This window comes from Pseudomonas folii, from assembly GCF_014357575.1.
Classification (GTDB): domain Bacteria; phylum Pseudomonadota; class Gammaproteobacteria; order Pseudomonadales; family Pseudomonadaceae; genus Aquipseudomonas; species Aquipseudomonas folii.
In genome coordinates, this window is sequence record NZ_JACONW010000036.1 from 1 (window position 1) to 16860 (window position 16860).

16 protein-coding genes are annotated in these 16860 nt (G+C 58.7%); 15 read left to right on the forward strand and 1 reads right to left on the reverse strand.

The features are described 5' to 3' along the window. Positions 1–104 precede the first annotated feature (104 nt). Positions 105–602, forward strand: a complete 498-nt coding sequence (locus tag H8S59_RS10010; RefSeq protein ID WP_187521316.1) for a DUF6231 family protein — start codon at positions 105–107, stop codon at positions 600–602. A 3-nt stretch (positions 603–605) separates the two neighbouring features. After that, positions 606–1079, forward strand: coding sequence for a YchJ family protein (locus H8S59_RS10015; RefSeq protein ID WP_095101242.1), 474 nt, complete (start codon positions 606–608; stop codon positions 1077–1079). A gap of 13 nt (positions 1080–1092) precedes the next feature. On the opposite strand, the gene H8S59_RS10020 is transcribed toward H8S59_RS10015, so the two are convergent. After that, on the reverse strand, positions 1093–1605 hold the full coding sequence (locus H8S59_RS10020) for a hypothetical protein (protein WP_187521317.1): 513 nt from the start codon (positions 1603–1605) through the stop codon (positions 1093–1095). A 101-nt stretch (positions 1606–1706) separates the two neighbouring features. On the opposite strand from H8S59_RS10020, the gene H8S59_RS10025 reads away from it, so the two are divergent. From H8S59_RS10025 to pdeM, 13 genes are all read left to right on the forward strand, one after another. Beyond that, positions 1707–2195, forward strand: coding sequence for an LEA/WHy family protein (locus H8S59_RS10025; protein ID WP_187521318.1), 489 nt, complete (start codon positions 1707–1709; stop codon positions 2193–2195). 4 nt (positions 2196–2199) lie between these two features. Next, entirely contained in the window at positions 2200–2409 is a 210-nt protein-coding gene (locus tag H8S59_RS10030; RefSeq protein WP_187521319.1) for an SEC-C metal-binding domain-containing protein, read from the forward strand. Positions 2410–2516: 107 nt separating this feature from the next. Beyond that, a complete protein-coding gene (locus H8S59_RS10035; RefSeq protein WP_187521320.1) occupies positions 2517–3167 on the forward strand; it encodes a glutathione binding-like protein in 651 nt (216 codons plus the stop codon). A gap of 258 nt (positions 3168–3425) precedes the next feature. Next, the gene (locus H8S59_RS10040) at positions 3426–5891 is read left to right on the forward strand and encodes a penicillin acylase family protein (protein ID WP_187521321.1); all 2466 of its coding nucleotides are present in this window, start codon (positions 3426–3428) and stop codon (positions 5889–5891) included. A gap of 227 nt (positions 5892–6118) precedes the next feature. Continuing rightward, entirely contained in the window at positions 6119–7159 is a 1041-nt protein-coding gene (locus H8S59_RS10045) for a ligase-associated DNA damage response exonuclease (RefSeq protein ID WP_187521322.1), read from the forward strand. Next, a complete protein-coding gene (locus tag H8S59_RS10050; protein ID WP_187521323.1) occupies positions 7156–8871 on the forward strand; it encodes an ATP-dependent DNA ligase in 1716 nt (571 codons plus the stop codon). Before H8S59_RS10045 ends, H8S59_RS10050 begins: the two co-directional genes overlap by 4 nt. A gap of 316 nt (positions 8872–9187) precedes the next feature. After that, the gene (locus H8S59_RS10055) at positions 9188–9970 is read left to right on the forward strand and encodes a transporter substrate-binding domain-containing protein (protein WP_095101258.1); all 783 of its coding nucleotides are present in this window, start codon (positions 9188–9190) and stop codon (positions 9968–9970) included. Between the two features lie 85 nt (positions 9971–10055). Further along, positions 10056–10784, forward strand: coding sequence for an ABC transporter permease (locus H8S59_RS10060; RefSeq protein ID WP_095101260.1), 729 nt, complete (start codon positions 10056–10058; stop codon positions 10782–10784). Next, entirely contained in the window at positions 10781–11491 is a 711-nt protein-coding gene (locus H8S59_RS10065; protein ID WP_187521324.1) for an ABC transporter permease, read from the forward strand. Before H8S59_RS10060 ends, H8S59_RS10065 begins: the two co-directional genes overlap by 4 nt. A gap of 9 nt (positions 11492–11500) precedes the next feature. Beyond that, complete coding sequence (locus H8S59_RS10070; RefSeq protein ID WP_187521325.1) at positions 11501–12619, forward strand: succinylglutamate desuccinylase/aspartoacylase family protein; 1119 nt, start codon at positions 11501–11503, stop codon at positions 12617–12619. A gap of 13 nt (positions 12620–12632) precedes the next feature. Continuing rightward, positions 12633–13397: an ABC transporter ATP-binding protein gene (locus H8S59_RS10075; protein ID WP_027898451.1), complete on the forward strand. Its 765-nt coding sequence runs from the start codon at positions 12633–12635 to the stop codon at positions 13395–13397. 249 nt (positions 13398–13646) lie between these two features. After that, on the forward strand, positions 13647–16136 hold the full coding sequence (locus tag H8S59_RS10080) for a ligase-associated DNA damage response DEXH box helicase (RefSeq protein WP_187521326.1): 2490 nt from the start codon (positions 13647–13649) through the stop codon (positions 16134–16136). Further along, a complete protein-coding gene (gene pdeM / locus H8S59_RS10085; RefSeq protein ID WP_095101268.1) occupies positions 16133–16789 on the forward strand; it encodes a ligase-associated DNA damage response endonuclease PdeM in 657 nt (218 codons plus the stop codon). The genes H8S59_RS10080 and pdeM overlap by 4 nt, the downstream gene beginning before the upstream one ends. Positions 16790–16860: the final 71 nt, after the last annotated feature.

The following is a 16860-nucleotide window of genomic DNA, read 5'->3' on the forward strand; positions in this document are numbered from 1 at the left end:
CCCGCCTCGCCAACAAGTTGGCTCCTACCGACGCTATGTGAACTCCAGGGCTAGGCCCACGCCTCACCACAGGCTAGTCTTGCAGGTCATAAAGAGGATTTCTGATGAGCGAAGGCTTTTCCACGCGCACACCGCAACAGGCTCTGGCCGCCCTGCTCGACTTGCAGGCTCCCGAACGCCTGCTGTTGATCGGTGCCGAGGCGTTCCCGGCGTTACAGGCATTTCAGGAAGCCCATCCCGGCACTCGACTGGCCCACGCCAAACCTGGTGTGCTGCCGCAGGATCTGGCCGCGCAACGTTTTGACCTTGCCCTTGTGGTCGATTGCCTCGAACACATCACCAAGCGCGAAGGCCTGGAGCTGCTCGGCGGCATCCGTAACCTCAACGCCAGCCGTATCGCCGTACTGGCGGACCTGCAGGCGTGTGGCTGGAAAGACACAGACTTCTATTCACTGGCGCTGCAGGCCAGTGAGCGTTTCACCCGCGATGAGCAGGTGCTGACGCTGTACACCTACGATTTACGCGAATACAAACAAGTACCCGATTGGCTCAACGCACGGTTCTGGGCCAATCCGGAAAACTTTGGCAAATATTGGTGGTGAGCTATGAATAGCGCGATTTGCCCCTGCGGTAGCGGGGATCTGCTGGCAGCCTGTTGCGGACCGTTCCACGCGGGCCAACCTACGCCCTGCGCCGAAAAACTGATGCGTTCACGTTACAGCGCCTACGTGCTCGGCCTGATTGATTACCTGGTCGACACCACGCTGCCCGTGCAGAAGGCCGGACTGGACCGCGAGTCGATCAGTCAGTGGAGCCTGCAAAGCACTTGGCTGGGTCTGGAAGTGGAAAGCTCAGAAGTGTTCGGCGGTAAACCTGAACATGCTTTCGTCACGTTCACCGCCCGCTGGCATGACGGCAGCGGTGAGCACAGCCACCGGGAACGTTCTTCTTTTGTACAGAATCAGGGCCGCTGGTATTTCATCGATCCCAACGCAGGACTCAAAGCCGGACGTAACGATGCCTGCCCGTGTGGCAGTGAACAAAAGTATAAAAAGTGCTGCGCCAGCTACGTGAATTAAAAGACTGCACGCTTCAAACGAGCTTCAAGTGTGAAGTGTCTGGAACAGGACCGGCGTGTGTACTCGGCAACTGACCCAACACGCTGCCAGCCGGGGCCAGACTGAACTGCGATAAATCCACGGATGGCGCCAGAGGTGCAGGCTTTTGATCCTGCATATCGCTGCCCACCTCGCACACTTCAAGATCCGGTGCATCAACGGCAACAAAGGCCGCCATGTACACGTCCCGCGGAGTAACCTGAAGTCGGCCGGGCTGTGCAGAGGGCGTGGCGACGGCATCCGTCTCAGCCTTGATCGCCTGCATTTCCAGCACTTCGACCAGCGCCCCGGCGCGTTCCAGAGTGGAGCGATACTTTTCTGCGGCCTCACTGTCGAGATTGTTTTTCAGGACCAGTCGACGACCACTGAACAGCAGCTCCAGCCGTTGCGCGTCGCTCTGAAACAACTTGCCGAGGTTGGCCTGGACCTTGTCCAATTGGGCACCGGGGACCAATTGGCCACTGAATATAATTTCATACAGATTCATTGGTCATACTCTGGGTGCACGTGCGAGAAGTATGCCGCAGCTTTATCAAAAAGGAATGGGCAGTCGCTTTGTCAAACAATGGCTTCACATGGAGCATCCACATGTTTTCACAGGCGCATGTCATACGAGTCCTGGGCTTTGGCCTGTTGTTGTCGCTGCTGAACGGTTGCTCGTCCGTACGCGTCAGCGACTATCAGGAGCCTCAAGTGCACCTGCTCAAAGTGGACGTGGTAAGGGCCAGGCTATTGCAGCAGGACTTCAAGCTGCGCTTTCGCGTCGAAAACCCGAATGATCGCAGCCTGCTGGTGCGCAGCCTGCGCTACAAAATCATGCTTAACGACGTAGTGCTGGCTGAAGGCGAGTCCACCGACTGGTTCGTGGTCGATGGCCAGAGCAGCAGGAATTTCGTGGTGCCGATCCGGACCAATCTCTGGAAGGACTTGAAGCAGATCGCGAAAATGCTGAAAAAAACCGACCAGCCGATCCATTACCGGCTCGAAGGCAAACTCAAGACCGGCTTTTTGTTTCGGCATAACGTGCGTATTGGACGCAACGGCGAGATAATGCCCGGCAATTTTATTCCGGAGTGACCCGATGAACCAGCAAGCCCATGTGCATGGCCCCGATTGCAACCACGATCACGATGACCATGCCCATCACGACCACCAACATGGCCATGTCCATGGTCCGAACTGCGGCCATGCCCATCACGAGCCGGTGCGTAACGCCTTGAAGGACGTTGGCCGCAACGATCCTTGCCCATGCGGCAGCGACAAGAAATTCAAGAAGTGCCACGGCGCGTAAGCTGACGTGAAGCTCGAACGGCCTGCATTGCAGGCCGTTTTCATTTGTATGGCCGGGGGCGTGGGGGAGTAAAACAGGCAGTCCGTTCCATCCAACAGGAGTTTTTGATGATCGATCTGCATTACTGGACCACACCCAACGGCCACAAAGTGTCGATGTTTCTTGAGGAGGCCGGTCTGCCGTACAAGGTCTTCCCGGTCAATATCGGCCAGAACGATCAGTTCAAACCCGAATTCCTGAAAATCTCCCCGAATAACCGCATCCCGGCCATCGTCGATCACGCGCCTGCCGATGGCGGTGAACCGATCAGCCTGTTCGAGTCCGGTGCGATCCTGCTGTATCTGGCTGAAAAAACCGGCCAGTTCATCCCGAAAGACCTGCGAGGTCGGCAAGAAGCGCTGCAATGGCTGTTCTGGCAAATGGGCGGACTGGGGCCGATGGCGGGTCAGAATCATCATTTCAGGCGATCCGCCAAAGAAAAGATTCCTTACGCGATCAAGCGCTATGCTGATGAAACCGCGCGGTTGTATGGCGTGCTGGACAGGCGCCTTGCCGATCGCGAGTTCGTCGCAGGCAGTGAATATAGCATCGCCGACATGGCGATCTATCCGTGGATCGCACGGCATACCTGGCAAGAGCTGAACCTGAACGACTTCCCGCACCTCAAGCGCTGGTTCGATGCAGTCGGTGATCGGAAGGCAACCAGGCGGGCGTATGCGCTGGTTGATCAGGTGAATCCACCGCAGGCTAAGGCCTGAAGGCTCGCGAACAAGTTCGCTCCTACCGAACAGAGTCGTGTCACGCGGTCCAGGTAGGAGGCAACTTGTTGGCGAGACGGTCAACCTGACACTGCCTCGTCCCCCAAGACTCCACGTCCCGGTTGCTCCCACATTTGCCAATAGCCCCACGACCTTTGAAAAATCCTGAAATAAACTCGCTCTCCCCGCTTGCGTGGTGCCTGCGCGCTCTCTAACGTAGCGTCTTTTTATACGTTAAGCCCCCGCAGGAGTTTTGCCATGGCCTCACCAGCCCGTTCCAAAGTCGTAAACCGGTTCGGTGCTGCCGCCGCTACGGTGGGCTTGTTGAGTCTTGCTGGCTGCCAGTTGGGCGGCGGCGATAGCGACTCGTTGCCGCCAGCATCCGGCACTGTTGCGGTCAAAGGCCTGGCTCAGAACGTATCCCTGCGGCGCACCAACCTCGGCATGCCGCTGATTGAAAGCAGCACCTTTCACGACGCGCTGTTCACGCTTGGCTACGTGCACGCCAGCGACCGCATTACGCAAATGCTGAGCATGCGCCTGCTGGCTCAAGGTCGACTGTCGGAGATGGCCGGTCCAGGCGCACTGGATATCGACCGTCTGATGCGCGCAGCGAATCTGAAAAAGAGCGCCAGCGAGCTTTACAACGCCTCAACCCCGCGTCTGCAACGCTTCTTCGAAGTCTATGCCCGTGGCGTCAACGCTTACCTGTTCCGCTACCGCGACAATCTGCCTGCGGATCTGGCCAGCTCTGGCTATCGCCCGGATTACTGGAAGCCCGAGGACTCGGCGCTGATTTTCAGTCTGCTGAACTTCAGCCAGTCGGCAAACCTGCAGGAAGAACTGTCCTCACTGCTGCTGGCGCAGAAAGTCGGCACCGACAAGCTGGCCTGGCTGGTCCCGACGTATCCGGACGAAGAACTGCCGTTTTCCGAAGCCGACAAGCTCAAGGGCTTGAACCTTGGCGGGCAGGTTTCAGGCCTGGGCGATCTTAATAAAGTCGCCCAACAATTGACCGACCTGAACATGCTGGGCATCGCTGCCTCCAGTAACTGGGCTATCGCGCCGCAACGCAGCCGTACCGGCAAAAGCTTGCTGGCCAACGACGTGCAATTGCCTGCCGGATTGAATTCCGCGTGGAGCTTCGTACAAATCCGCGCACCGAAGTATCAGGCCGCTGGCGCCACGATCGCGGGTCTGCCGCTGATTCTGAGTGGTTTCAACGGCAAGCTGGGCTGGTCGATGGCGTCGGTGATGGGCGACAACCAGGACCTGTTTCTGGAAAAGCTGAAACGTGAGAACAATCGCCTGATGTACCTGGCGGATGGCAAGTGGCTGCCCGCAACAGCCCATGAAGAAACTTTCCTCATAAAAGGTGGCCGTCCGATTCGTGAAACCGTTTTTGCGACCCGTCACGGCGCGCTGCTCAATAGCAACCCGAGTGAAGGCCAGCTAAACAACGGGCTGGGTCTGGCGTTACAAACGCCGGACTTCAAAGACGACAAGAGTCTGGACGCCTTCTTCGATCTGTCCCGCGCACCGAATGTCGACAAGGCTTTCGATGCCAGCCGTGAAATCCGTGCCATCGCGCTGAACATGGTGTTTGCTGATGCGTCGAACGTCGCCTGGCAAGTCACCGGTCGCTATCCAAATCGCCGTGAAGGCCTGGGCTTGCTGCCTTCGCCGGGCTGGGAAAGCCGTTACGACTGGGATGGCTTCGCCGATTCGATGCTGCACCCTTACGATCAAAACCCGCAGCAAGGCTGGATCGCCACCGCCAACCAGCGCACCTTCCCGAAAGGTTACGGTATGCAGCTGTCCAACTCGTGGAAAGCCCCGGAGCGCGCCGAACGTATTGCGGAGCTGGCCAACAGTGGCAAGCAGGACACCCGCAGCGTCATTGCCATGCAATACGATCAGAGCACGACCTTCGCCGCCAAGCTGAGAAAGATGTTTGAAGCTCCCGGCATGGTCAAACCGCTGAAACAGGCCATAGACGCCTTGCCTGAAGCTGAGCGCAGCAAAGCGCGGGAAGCGTTTACACGGTTGATGGCATTCGACGGCAAACTCACTCCGACATCTGCTGATGCGGCGCTTTATGAGCTGTTCCTGCAGGAAAGCGCGAAGCAGACCTTCCTTGACGAGCTTGGCCCGGAAACCAGCCCGGCGTGGAAAGCACTGGTGCAGAACGCCAGCCTGTCGTACTCGGCACAAGCCGATCACTTGCTGGGACGCGAAGACAGCCCATATTGGGATGACGTGAAAACCCCGCAGAAAGAAGACAAACCCGCGATTCTGGCCCGCAGTCTGGCGGCAGCAATCACTGCCGGTGACAGTCTGATGGGCACTGATCGCAAAGCCTGGCAGTGGGGCAAGCTGCATCGCTCGACCCTGCAAAGCAGCGACTTCGCCGCCAACAGCTTTAACCGTGGCCCAAGTGCAACAGGGGGTGACCACAACACGCTGAACGTCGCGACGTATCCATGGGGTCAGAACTTCGACAGCCCGTTGGTACCCGCCATGCGCATGATCATCGACTTCGGCCAAAGCGAACCGATGCTGGGCCTGATCAACATCGGCCAGTCCGGCAACCCGGCCAGCCCGTATTACACCAACAGCATTGAACCTTGGCTGAAAGGCCAGTACCAGACGATCCCGCTGCAAACCCAGAATTACGAACGGGCTTATGGCAGCAAGCGGCTGACGCTGGTGCCTGGGAAATAATCGCTGGTTTCGCGCGCATATCCCTCGCGGCTGAAGCCGCTCCTACGGACACCACATAACCGTAGGACCGGCTTTAGCCGGGAGGGCTGTATTTCTGACGAAGCAGATGCAGCGTCTGTACCGGCACCCTCCCGGCTGAAGCCGGTCCTACGAACCTGTGTTAAAGCGTCGAACTTCCTCCCCTACCCCGCCCTCATAACTAACAAGCCCATCCAGTCGGTTATTCCATGGATCTTGTTATCGCGCGTCCCGAAGGTTTGTATTGCCCGCCCGGAGATTTCTACATCGACCCGTGGCGTCCAGTGGAGCGCTCGGTCATTACCCACGCCCACGGCGATCATGCGCGAACCGGCAATGAACACTATCTGGCCGCCGCGCCAGGCGAAGGCATTCTTCGTTCGCGGCTCGGGCAGGACATCAACCTGCAAACCCTGGCGTACGGTGAAACCCTGTTGCACCACGGCGTCAAACTGAGCCTGCATCCAGCCGGGCATGTGTTAGGTTCGGCGCAGGTCCGGCTGGAGTACAAAGGCGAAGTCTGGGTGGCGTCCGGAGATTACAAAGTCGAGCCGGATGGCACCTGCGAGCCGTTCGAGCCGGTGCGCTGCAATACCTTCATCACTGAATCGACGTTCGGCCTGCCGATTTATCGCTGGCAGCCGCAGTCGCAGATCTTCGCTGGTATTAACGACTGGTGGCGGGCCAATGCCGCAGTCGGCAAGGCCAGCGTGCTATTCGCCTACTCCTTCGGCAAGGCGCAACGCATCCTGCACGGTATCGACCCGGAGATCGGGCCGATTCTGGTTCATGGTGCGGTCGAGCCGTTGAACCGGGTTTATCGGGAAGCCGGGGTGCGAATTCCTGAAACCCAGTACGCCGGCGACTTCAAGAAAACCGATCCGGCCCTGCGTCAGGCGCTGATCCTCGCACCTCCCTCAGCAGGCGGCAGCACCTGGATGAAACGCTTTGGCGAATTCAGTGATGCCTTCGCCAGCGGTTGGATGATGTTGCGCGGCACACGCAGACGACGCGGCGTAGACCGAGGCTTTGTGCTGTCGGATCACGCCGATTGGCCGGGCCTGCTATGGGCAATCGAGCAGACGGGTGCCGAGCGAGTGATGGTGACCCACGGTTCAGTAGCAGTGCTGGTGCGTTACCTGCGCGAGTCCGGACTCGATGCCCAGGGCTTCGTCACCGAATATGGCGAAGAGGAAGACTCGACAACGGCGGAAACAAAACCGGAAGAGTCGAGCGAGGCCTCGGCATGAAAGCCTTCGCCGAGCTGTATTCCCGACTGGACGCCACCACCTCCAGCAACGCCAAGCTGGCCGCCATGCGTGACTATTTCGCGAAGGTGCCGCCGCAGGATGCGGCGTGGGCAGTGTATTTCCTCTCCGGCGGACGCCCACGCCAACTGGTGCCCACCAAACTGTTGCGCGAACAAGCCATGACCCTGGGCAAGCTGCCAGAATGGTTGTTCGAAGAAAGCTATCAGGCCGTCGGTGACCTGGCAGAAACTCTGGCGCTGCTATTACCAGAGGCCGAACACGACTCTGACGAAGGTCTGGCCGTCTGGATGGAAGACAAGCTGCTGCCTTTGCGGGGCTTGCCTCCAGAAGAACTGTCCGAGCGCCTGCCGACATTCTGGGGGCAGTTGGACCGGGTCAGCCTGATGGTCTGCATCAAGCTGATCACCGGCAGTTTTCGGGTCGGCGTCTCAAAATTACTGGTCACTCGCGCCCTCGCCGCCATGGCCGATATCGACAGCAAACGCGTGGCGCAACGCCTGGTGGGTTACACCGACTTGTCTCACCGGCCCAGCGCCGAAGGTTTCCTTAAACTGATCGCAGCCGAATCGGCTGACGAGCACGCCCAGCGTGGCGGTCAGCCTTATCCGTTTTTCCTCGCCCACGCCTTGCAGCAGCCGGTGGATCAGTTCGAGAGCCTGCTGGGGCCTGCGGAAAACTGGCAAGTGGAATGGAAGTGGGACGGTATTCGCGCACAACTGGTCAAGCGCGAAGGTCGCTTGTGGATCTGGTCTCGCGGTGAAGAACTGGTCACGGACCGCTTCCCTGAGCTGCACAGCCTGGTGCAAAGCTTGCCCGACGGGACGGTCATCGACGGCGAAATTGTCGTCTGGAAACCAGCAGAACAGGAAGTAACTGAGGGCGCGGAGTTTTCCCTCAGCGCTGAATCCCCGCCAGAGGCCACGCAGGCTCAACCATCAGTGCAGCCCTTCGCGCTCCTGCAGCAGCGTATCGGCCGTAAAACGCTGGGCAAGAAAATCCTCGAAGAAGTGCCCGTTGTAGTGCTCGCTTACGACCTGCTGGAATGGCAGGAGCATGATTGGCGCAGCCGCCCGCAACATGAGCGACGCAGCCAACTGGAAAAGGTCATTGAAACCTGCCAAAGCCCTGTGCTGCTCCCCTCCCCGGTGATCAATGGCAAAGACTGGCTGGACTTGAGTGTCCAGCGTGAAGCCTCTCGCAGCCTGGGCGTCGAAGGCATGATGCTCAAATCCCGGGACTCTCTGTATGGCGTCGGGCGCACCAAAGACATGGGCGTCTGGTGGAAATGGAAGGTTGATCCATTCAGCGTCGATGCGGTGCTGATCTACGCCCAGCGTGGCCATGGCAGGCGCGCCAGCCTGTACAGCGATTACACGTTCGCGGTGTGGGACGGCCCGCCCGGACAAAGCGAGCGCACCTTGGTGCCATTCGCCAAAGCCTATTCAGGCCTGACCGACGAGGAAATGCGCAAGGTCGACGCCATTGTGCGCAAGACCACCGTCGAGAAATTCGGCCCGGTCAGCAGTGTGACTCCAAGCCTGGTATTCGAACTGGGCTTCGAAGGGATTGCGCTGTCAAAACGCCACAAAAGCGGGATTGCGGTACGTTTTCCCCGTATGTTGCGCTGGCGGCAGGATAAATCAGTCGCCGAGGCCGATAGCTTGTCGACGTTGCAGGACTTGCTGGGGTAGGATGCCGCCCTTTTTTGGGTCGCGACACCGGTCACGCACCTTGTTGGAGCGTGGCTTGCCCGCGAATGCTTTACCGCGTGTACACACGTTCATGAGATGCATAGGTCTCTTCGCGGGCAAGCCTCGCTCCAACAGAGAAACGAGTAATTGCGTGAATAGTGGCATACCACTGGCAGTCAACATTGCGACAACTCCGTACATTTAAAACGCACGTTCGTATCTTTGGTTCGGAAATTGCTATCTTCTGTGGTCTGGCACCCGCCGGTAGCAAGCCTCGCGTGTTCCCAACGCTCAATTTGGTTTTAAGGACTGAACGATGAAAAAAGCATGGCTGACCCTTTCTGCATTGGCTGTTTGTCTCGCTGCAGGCAATGCAATGGCCAAGGAATACAAGGAACTGCGTTTTGGCGTTGATCCTTCTTATGCACCTTTCGAATCAAAAGCCGCTGACGGCAGCCTGGTAGGCTTCGACATCGACCTGGGCAACGCTATCTGCGAAGAGCTGAAAGTTAAATGCAAATGGGTTGAAAGCGATTTCGACGGCATGATTCCAGGCCTGAAAGCGCGTAAATTCGACGGCGTCATCTCGTCGATGACCGTTACCCCGGCGCGTGAGAAAGTCATCGACTTCTCCAACGAGCTGTTCTCCGGCCCGACGTCCCTGGTGTTCAAAAAAGGTGCAGCCCTGACGGCTGACCCGGCTAGCCTGAAAGGCAAAACCGTGGGCTACGAGCAAGGCACCATTCAGGAAGCCTATGCCAAAGCCGTGCTGGACAAGGCAGGCGTGAAAACCCAGGCCTATGCCAACCAGGATCAGGTTTACGCCGACCTGGTTTCCGGTCGTCTTGATGCGTCCATTCAGGACATGCTGCAAGCCGAACTGGGCTTCCTGAAGTCACCACAAGGTGCCGATTACGAAGTCAGCAAACCAATCGACAGCGAATTGCTGCCTTCCAAAACCGCGATCGGTATCGCGAAAGGTAACAAAGAGCTCAAGGCCCTGCTGGATAAAGGTATCAAAGCGTTACACGACGACGGCAAATATGCCGAGATCCAGAAGAAGCATTTCGGCGATCTGAATCTGTATAGCGGTAAATAACACCCCGACGCCCATGGATTTCGGCGATCATCCACCGCCGATTTCCATGGGCGTTTTGTTTTATTGACCGTTAAAGGCTTTACCCATGTTCGATACGCTGCTGCAAACCCTCGGACTCTCCACCTTCAGCCTCAAAGGCTTTGGCCCTCTGCTGCTTGAAGGGACGTGGATGACCGTTAAATTATCGCTGCTGTCGCTGTTCGTGAGCATTGTGCTCGGACTGATCGGCGCCAGTGCAAAACTGTCGAGCGCCGCCATCGTGCGGATGCCGGCGCAGCTCTACACCACGCTGATCCGTGGCGTTCCCGACCTGGTGTTGATGTTGCTGATCTTCTACAGCCTGCAAACTTGGCTGAGTCAGCTGACCGACGCAATGGAATGGGACTACATCGAAATTGATCCTTTCAGCGCAGGCGTGATCACCCTCGGTTTCATCTACGGTGCCTACTTCACCGAAACCTTCCGTGGTGCGATCCTTTCCGTGCCGCGTGGACAGGTCGAAGCCGCCACCGCTTACGGCCTCAGTCGCGCACAGCGGTTCCGCTATGTGGTATTCCCGCAGATGATGCGTTTTGCCCTGCCGGGTATCGGTAACAACTGGCAAGTGCTGCTCAAGGCCACTGCGCTGGTGTCGATCATCGGTCTGGCCGATCTGGTCAAGGCCGCACAGGACGCCGGCAAAAGCACCTACCAACTGTTTTATTTCCTGGTCCTCGCTGCATTGATTTACCTGCTGATCACCAGCGCTTCGAACTTTGCCCTGCGTTGGGCTGAACGGCGGTATTCCGCAGGCAGCCGGGAGGCTCAACGATGATCGAACTGCTTCAGGAATACTGGCGCCCCTTCCTTTATAGCGACGGCGTACACATCACCGGCCTCGCCATGACCATGTGGCTACTCAGCGCTTCGATCGCCATCGGCTTTCTGGTCTCGATCCCGCTGTCCATCGCTCGCGTGTCCAGCAATTGCTGGGTTCGTTGGCCGGTGCAGTTCTACACCTATCTGTTTCGCGGCACGCCCCTCTATATACAGCTGCTGATTTGCTACACCGGTATCTACAGCCTCGAAGCCGTACGCGCGCAGCCGATCCTCGACTCGTTCTTCCGCGATGCGATGAACTGCACGATCCTGGCGTTCGCCCTGAACACGTGCGCGTACACCACCGAGATTTTCGCCGGGGCGATCCGCAGCATGAACCACGGCGAAGTCGAAGCCGCCAAAGCCTACGGACTGACCGGCTGGAAGCTTTACGCTTACGTGATCATGCCGTCGGCCCTGCGTCGCTCGCTGCCCTTCTACAGCAACGAAGTGATCCTGATGCTGCATTCGACCACTGTGGCCTTCACCGCCACTGTGCCGGACATTCTCAAAGTCGCTCGAGACGCCAACTCGGCCACCTTCATGACGTTCCAGTCGTTCGGTATCGCCGCCATTATTTACCTGTGCGTCACGTTCATCCTGGTCGGCCTGTTCCGCCTTGCCGAACGCCGCTGGCTGGCCTTTCTCGGCCCGACTCACTAGGACCTGCCCATGCGTCATGAAACCCACGATCTGCTCGCGCCGGTGCCGGGCACTGCGCGGCAGATCCACAGTTTTCACTACGGTCCGCAAGACGGCGCCTGCAAGGTCTTTATCCAGGCCTCGCTGCATGCCGACGAGCTGCCGGGCATGCTGGTTGCCTGGTACCTGAAGCAGCGTCTGAGTGAGCTGGAAAATGCCGGTTTACTGCTGGGTGAAATCGTCGTCGTGCCAGTGGCCAATCCCATCGGCCTGGAACAGGTCCTGATGGACGTTCCATTGGGCCGTTATGAGCTGGAAAGCGGACAGAACTTCAACCGTTGGTTTGTCGACCTCGGCGCACAAGTGGGCGATGACGTTGAAACCCAGCTAAACGACGATCCGCAGCACAACATCCGGCTGATCCGCCGCAGCCTGAGCAAAGCGCTTGAAGCGCAGATCGCATCGACCCAGCTGCAATCGCAACGCCTGACCTTGCAACGTCTTGCCTGCGATGCCGACATGGTTCTGGACCTGCATTGCGACTTCGAATCCGTCGAGCACCTGTACACCACGCCTGAAGCCTGGCCACAGGTGGAAATGCTCTCGCGTTACCTCGGCGCTCAGGCCAGCCTGTTGGCCACTGACTCCGGTGGCCAGTCGTTCGATGAATGCTTCACGCTGGTCTGGTGGCAATTGCAACAGCGCTTTGGTGATCGCTTTGCGATTCCCATGGGCAGTTTCTCCGTAACTCTGGAGCTGCGCGGCCAGGGCGATGTGAATCACGCGCTGGCCAGCCGCGACTGTCAGGCATTGATCAATTATCTGATCCATTTCGGTGCCATTGGCGGCGAAGTGTCGACTGCTCCGGAATTACTGTATCCAGCCACGCCACTGGCGGCGGTGGAACCCGTCGCTACGCCGGTCGGCGGGCTACTGGTGTTTTGCGCCCAACCCGGCGAATACGTCGAGGCGGGCCAGTTGATCGCAGAAGTCATCGACCCGATCAGCGACGCCGTCATGCCGATCCACACGTTCAATTCCGGACTGCTCTATGCGCGCTCGTTACGCCGCATGGCCACCGCCGGCATGGTCATCGCTCACGTCGCAGGCACCGAAGCCTACCGTAGCGGCTACCTACTTTCTCCTTGAGGACTTGCTTGTCATGTACAAACTGACCATCGATGGCCTGCATAAAAGCTACGGCGATAACAAAGTACTCAAAGGTGTTTCGCTCAAAGCCAGCAGCGGCGATGTCATCTGCCTGATCGGCGCCAGTGGCTCCGGCAAAAGCACGTTCCTGCGCTGCATCAACTTCCTCGAACAGCCCAACGATGGCGCCATGAGCCTGGACGGCAAGCAAGTCCGCATGGTGAGCGACAGGGGCCACATGCGCGTCGCCGACCCGGACGAACTGCAAAGCATCCGCACCCGTCTGGCCATGGTGTTCCAGCATTTCAACCTGTGGGCGCACATGACCGTGCTGGAAAACATCACCATGGCACCGCGCCGGGTGCTGGGGGTTTCAAAAGAAGAAGCCGAAGCCCGCGCCCGCAAGTATCTCGACAAGGTTGGCCTGCCGGAACGTGTTGCCGATCAATACCCGGCGTTCCTTTCTGGCGGTCAGCAGCAGCGCGTAGCCATTGCCCGAGCGTTGGCGATGGAACCGGAAATCATGCTGTTTGACGAGCCTACTTCGGCGCTCGACCCGGAACTGGTCGGTGAAGTGCTCAAAGTGATTCAGGGCCTGGCTGAAGAAGGCCGGACCATGATCATGGTGACTCACGAAATGAGCTTCGCCCGCAAAGTCGCCAACCAGATCGTGTTCCTGCACCAGGGCCAGATCGAAGAGTCCGGGCACCCGGATGAAGTGCTGGGCAACCCTAAAAGCGAGCGGCTGCAGCAGTTTCTTAGTGGGAATTTGAAATAGCCTGTGACAGGTGATGACCTGTGGGCTGATGACGTGGGACCGGCTTCAGCCGGGAAGAGGCCGGGGCAGCCGCTGAATGTGTGGCGTCTGCCAGTCAGCCTTCCCGGCTAAAGCCGGTCCCACGTCAGCTTGCGGGCAGACATCGAATCTCCCGCAGGTCCGGCGTTGGTAAGACCTGCCTATCCAACAAAACTAATCCCCTCGCCCCGCTGTCTCTGAAATACCCCCTTTCAGAGCACACAGCGGCGCATGAGCAGACCTACCGATTTCGCTCAGCGATGGTTTTCGGAACGCAGCTGGAAACCTTTTCCTTTTCAGAAAGAGGTCTGGTTGGCCGTCAAGCAAGGACAATCCGGGCTGCTGCATGCCAGCACAGGTTCAGGTAAAACCTACGCGGTGTGGTTTGCTGCGCTGAACCGCTTCGCACAATCCGCCAAGCCATCTGCCGACACCAAACCCCGCAAGCGCAAACCGCCTGCAGCCCCGTTGAGCGTGTTGTGGATAACTCCCATGCGCGCACTGGCCGCCGACACGGCCAGGGCGCTTGAAGCTCCGTTGGCAGATCTGGACATCCCCTGGAGCGTCGGCCTGCGCACAGGCGATACCAGCAGCAGCGAACGCGCCCGACAAGGGCGGCGACTGCCCACTGCGCTGATCACCACGCCCGAAAGCCTGACCCTGCTGCAGACCCGTGCTGACGCTCAAAGCACGTTCTCGACCTTGAAAATGGTGGTCGTGGATGAATGGCACGAACTGATCGGCAACAAGCGCGGCGTTCAGTTGCAACTGGCACTGGCCCGCTTGCGCCTATGGAATCCGGGTCTGATCGTGTGGGGCGTTTCTGCGACGCTTGGCAATCAACAGCACGCTCAGGAAGTGCTGGTCGGTGAAGGCGGCGTCAGTGTTCAAGGCAAAATCACTAAAGAGCTGCGGGTGGATACCCTGTTGCCGCCGTCCATCGAGCGCTTTCCGTGGGCCGGGCATATGGGCCTGCGGATGCTGCCGCAAGTACTCGCAGAAGTGGACAGCAGCGCCAGTTGCCTGGTATTCACCAATACTCGTGCACAATCGGAAATCTGGTATCAGGCCCTGCTGGAAGCTCGTCCCGACTGGGCCGGACTGATTGCCCTGCACCACGGCTCACTGGCGCGGGAAGTGCGTGACTGGGTCGAGCGCGCCCTGAAGGATGGCCAGCTCAAAGCGGTGGTGTGTACGTCCAGTCTCGACCTGGGTGTGGACTTTCTGCCCGTCGAACGCGTGCTGCAAATCGGCTCACCCAAAGGCGTCGCACGTCTCATGCAACGCGCCGGGCGCTCAGGCCATGCGCCGGGCCGCCCGTCGCGGGTGACGCTGGTGCCAACGCATAGCCTGGAAATGGTTGAGGCCGCTGCGGCCCATGACGCGGTTGCGGCACGGATGATCGAGCCTCGAGAGTCGCCGCATAAACCTCTCGACGTACTGGTCCAGCATCTGGTCAGCATGGCGCTGGGCGGCGGCTTCGATCCTGAAACGCTGTTACACGAAGTCCGTACTGCCTGGGCTTATCGAGAACTGACCGATGACGAGTGGCAATGGGCATTGGCTTTCGTTCGTCATGGCGGCCATTCGTTGACCGCCTATCCGGACTACCGACGCGTAGAGCCTGACGAAAATGGCATCTGGCGGGTGCCGGACGCGCGCCTTGCCAGACGTCACCGCATGAGCATTGGCACCATCGTCAGCGACGCCAGCATCAACGTGAAGTACTGGAAAAAAGGTGGCGGCGGTGGCTCGCTGGGCAGCGTCGAAGAAGGGTTCATTGCGCGACTGAAACCCGGTGATGGCTTTCTCTTTAGTGGGCGGCTATTGGAGCTGGTACGCGTGGAAAACATGACCGCCTATGTGAAAAAGGCCACCAGCAAAAAAGCCGCTGTTCCTCGCTGGAATGGTGGGCGCATGCCGCTCTCCAGCGAACTGGCGGCTGCGGTGGTGACAAAGTTCGACGCAGCCGCTCACGGAGAATTCAACAGCCCGGAAATGCAGGCCGTCAAACCCTTGCTGGAAGTCCAGCGGCAGTGGTCCGCCCTGCCCCAGGAAAATACCCTGCTGGCAGAAATCATGAAATCCCGTGAGGGATGGCACCTGTTTCTCTACCCCTTTGCCGGTCGTCATGTGCATCTGGGGCTGGCGAGCCTGTTGGCCTGGCGACTGAGCCGCCATACACCGCTGACCTTCTCCATCGCTGTCAACGACTACGGCTTTGAGCTGCTCAGCGCCACCGAACTGGATTGGCAGGCACAACTGCACCCTGAGCTGTTCAGTGAAGAACACCTGATGAACGACATCATGGCCAGCCTCAACGCGGGCGAACTGGCCCTGCGACGCTTCAGGGAAATTGCCCGTATTGCCGGGTTGGTATTCTCCGGGTATCCGGGTGCGCCGAAGAGCAACCGGCAACTGCAGGCATCCAGTGGGTTGTTCTTTGAAGTTTTCAAACAATACGACGCTGGCAATCTGCTGCTGACCCAGGCTCAGGAAGAGGTTCTGCGTCAGGAGCTGGATGTCACGAGACTGGAGCACACCTTGCAACGCATCAACCAACGCACGCTGGACGTACATTTGATCAAACGCGCTACGCCTATGGCGTTTCCCCTGCTGGTGGAACGCATGCGAGAAAGCCTGAGTTCGGAAAAACTCGCCGACCGGATTGCCCGAATGGTGCGCGATCTGGAAAAAGCAGCAGGACCTGACGCCACATGAACCCTCACGTCCCTGTACAACTGGCAGGTGCGGAACTGTGGTTGCTGGCTGAAAAAGCGATTTACTATCCCGAATACAGAGCTCTGCTGATCGCCGATGTGCATTTTGGCAAAGCGGCTGCCTTTCGTGCGCTTGGACAACCGGTGCCACAAGGCACGACCCAGAACAATTTGCAGCGCCTTGATGATCTGCTGCAAAGCTATCCCTGTGATCGGCTGATCTTCCTCGGTGACTTCCTGCATGCGAGGCAATCACGCACCCCGTCAACGCTAGAGGCACTGAGCAATTGGCGATCACGACATCCGACGCTGGCAATCACGCTGATCCGCGGCAATCACGATAAACACGCGGGTGATCCGCCCTCGGATCTGATGATCGAGACCGTACCGGAGCCTCTACTGCTAGGGCCGTTCGCGCTGCAGCATGAGCCCCATCCGCACCCGACTCATCATGTGCTGGCCGGGCATGTTCATCCGGTTTATCACTTGCAGGGGCGTGGACGTCAGCGGTTGCGACTGGCTTGTTTCTATCTCAATGAGCGCACGAGTCTATTGCCCGCGTTCGGCGCATTCACCGGCGGGTACAAAGTAGAACGTGAGGAAGACAGCAGAATTTACGTGGTGGGGGATGGTGCGGTGTGGGCGACCGGCTGAAACGATTCATGCCTGCGCTTTCAACCCCAATAAGCGCCTGATCGAGCATGACCTGGACGTCATCAGCAGCA

Coding starts and splice junctions, on each gene's coding strand:
- H8S59_RS10010 (WP_187521316.1), top strand. CDS start 105: ATGAGCGAAGGCTTTTCCACGCGCACACCGCAACAGGCTCTGGCCGCC.
- H8S59_RS10015 (WP_095101242.1), top strand. CDS start 606: ATGAATAGCGCGATTTGCCCCTGCGGTAGCGGGGATCTGCTGGCAGCC.
- H8S59_RS10020 (WP_187521317.1), bottom strand. CDS start 1,605: ATGAATCTGTATGAAATTATATTCAGTGGCCAATTGGTCCCCGGTGCC.
- H8S59_RS10025 (WP_187521318.1), top strand. CDS start 1,707: ATGTTTTCACAGGCGCATGTCATACGAGTCCTGGGCTTTGGCCTGTTG.
- H8S59_RS10030 (WP_187521319.1), top strand. CDS start 2,200: ATGAACCAGCAAGCCCATGTGCATGGCCCCGATTGCAACCACGATCAC.
- H8S59_RS10035 (WP_187521320.1), top strand. CDS start 2,517: ATGATCGATCTGCATTACTGGACCACACCCAACGGCCACAAAGTGTCG.
- H8S59_RS10040 (WP_187521321.1), top strand. CDS start 3,426: ATGGCCTCACCAGCCCGTTCCAAAGTCGTAAACCGGTTCGGTGCTGCC.
- H8S59_RS10045 (WP_187521322.1), top strand. CDS start 6,119: ATGGATCTTGTTATCGCGCGTCCCGAAGGTTTGTATTGCCCGCCCGGA.
- H8S59_RS10050 (WP_187521323.1), top strand. CDS start 7,156: ATGAAAGCCTTCGCCGAGCTGTATTCCCGACTGGACGCCACCACCTCC.
- H8S59_RS10055 (WP_095101258.1), top strand. CDS start 9,188: ATGAAAAAAGCATGGCTGACCCTTTCTGCATTGGCTGTTTGTCTCGCT.
- H8S59_RS10060 (WP_095101260.1), top strand. CDS start 10,056: ATGTTCGATACGCTGCTGCAAACCCTCGGACTCTCCACCTTCAGCCTC.
- H8S59_RS10065 (WP_187521324.1), top strand. CDS start 10,781: ATGATCGAACTGCTTCAGGAATACTGGCGCCCCTTCCTTTATAGCGAC.
- H8S59_RS10070 (WP_187521325.1), top strand. CDS start 11,501: ATGCGTCATGAAACCCACGATCTGCTCGCGCCGGTGCCGGGCACTGCG.
- H8S59_RS10075 (WP_027898451.1), top strand. CDS start 12,633: ATGTACAAACTGACCATCGATGGCCTGCATAAAAGCTACGGCGATAAC.
- H8S59_RS10080 (WP_187521326.1), top strand. CDS start 13,647: ATGAGCAGACCTACCGATTTCGCTCAGCGATGGTTTTCGGAACGCAGC.
- pdeM (WP_095101268.1), top strand. CDS start 16,133: ATGAACCCTCACGTCCCTGTACAACTGGCAGGTGCGGAACTGTGGTTG.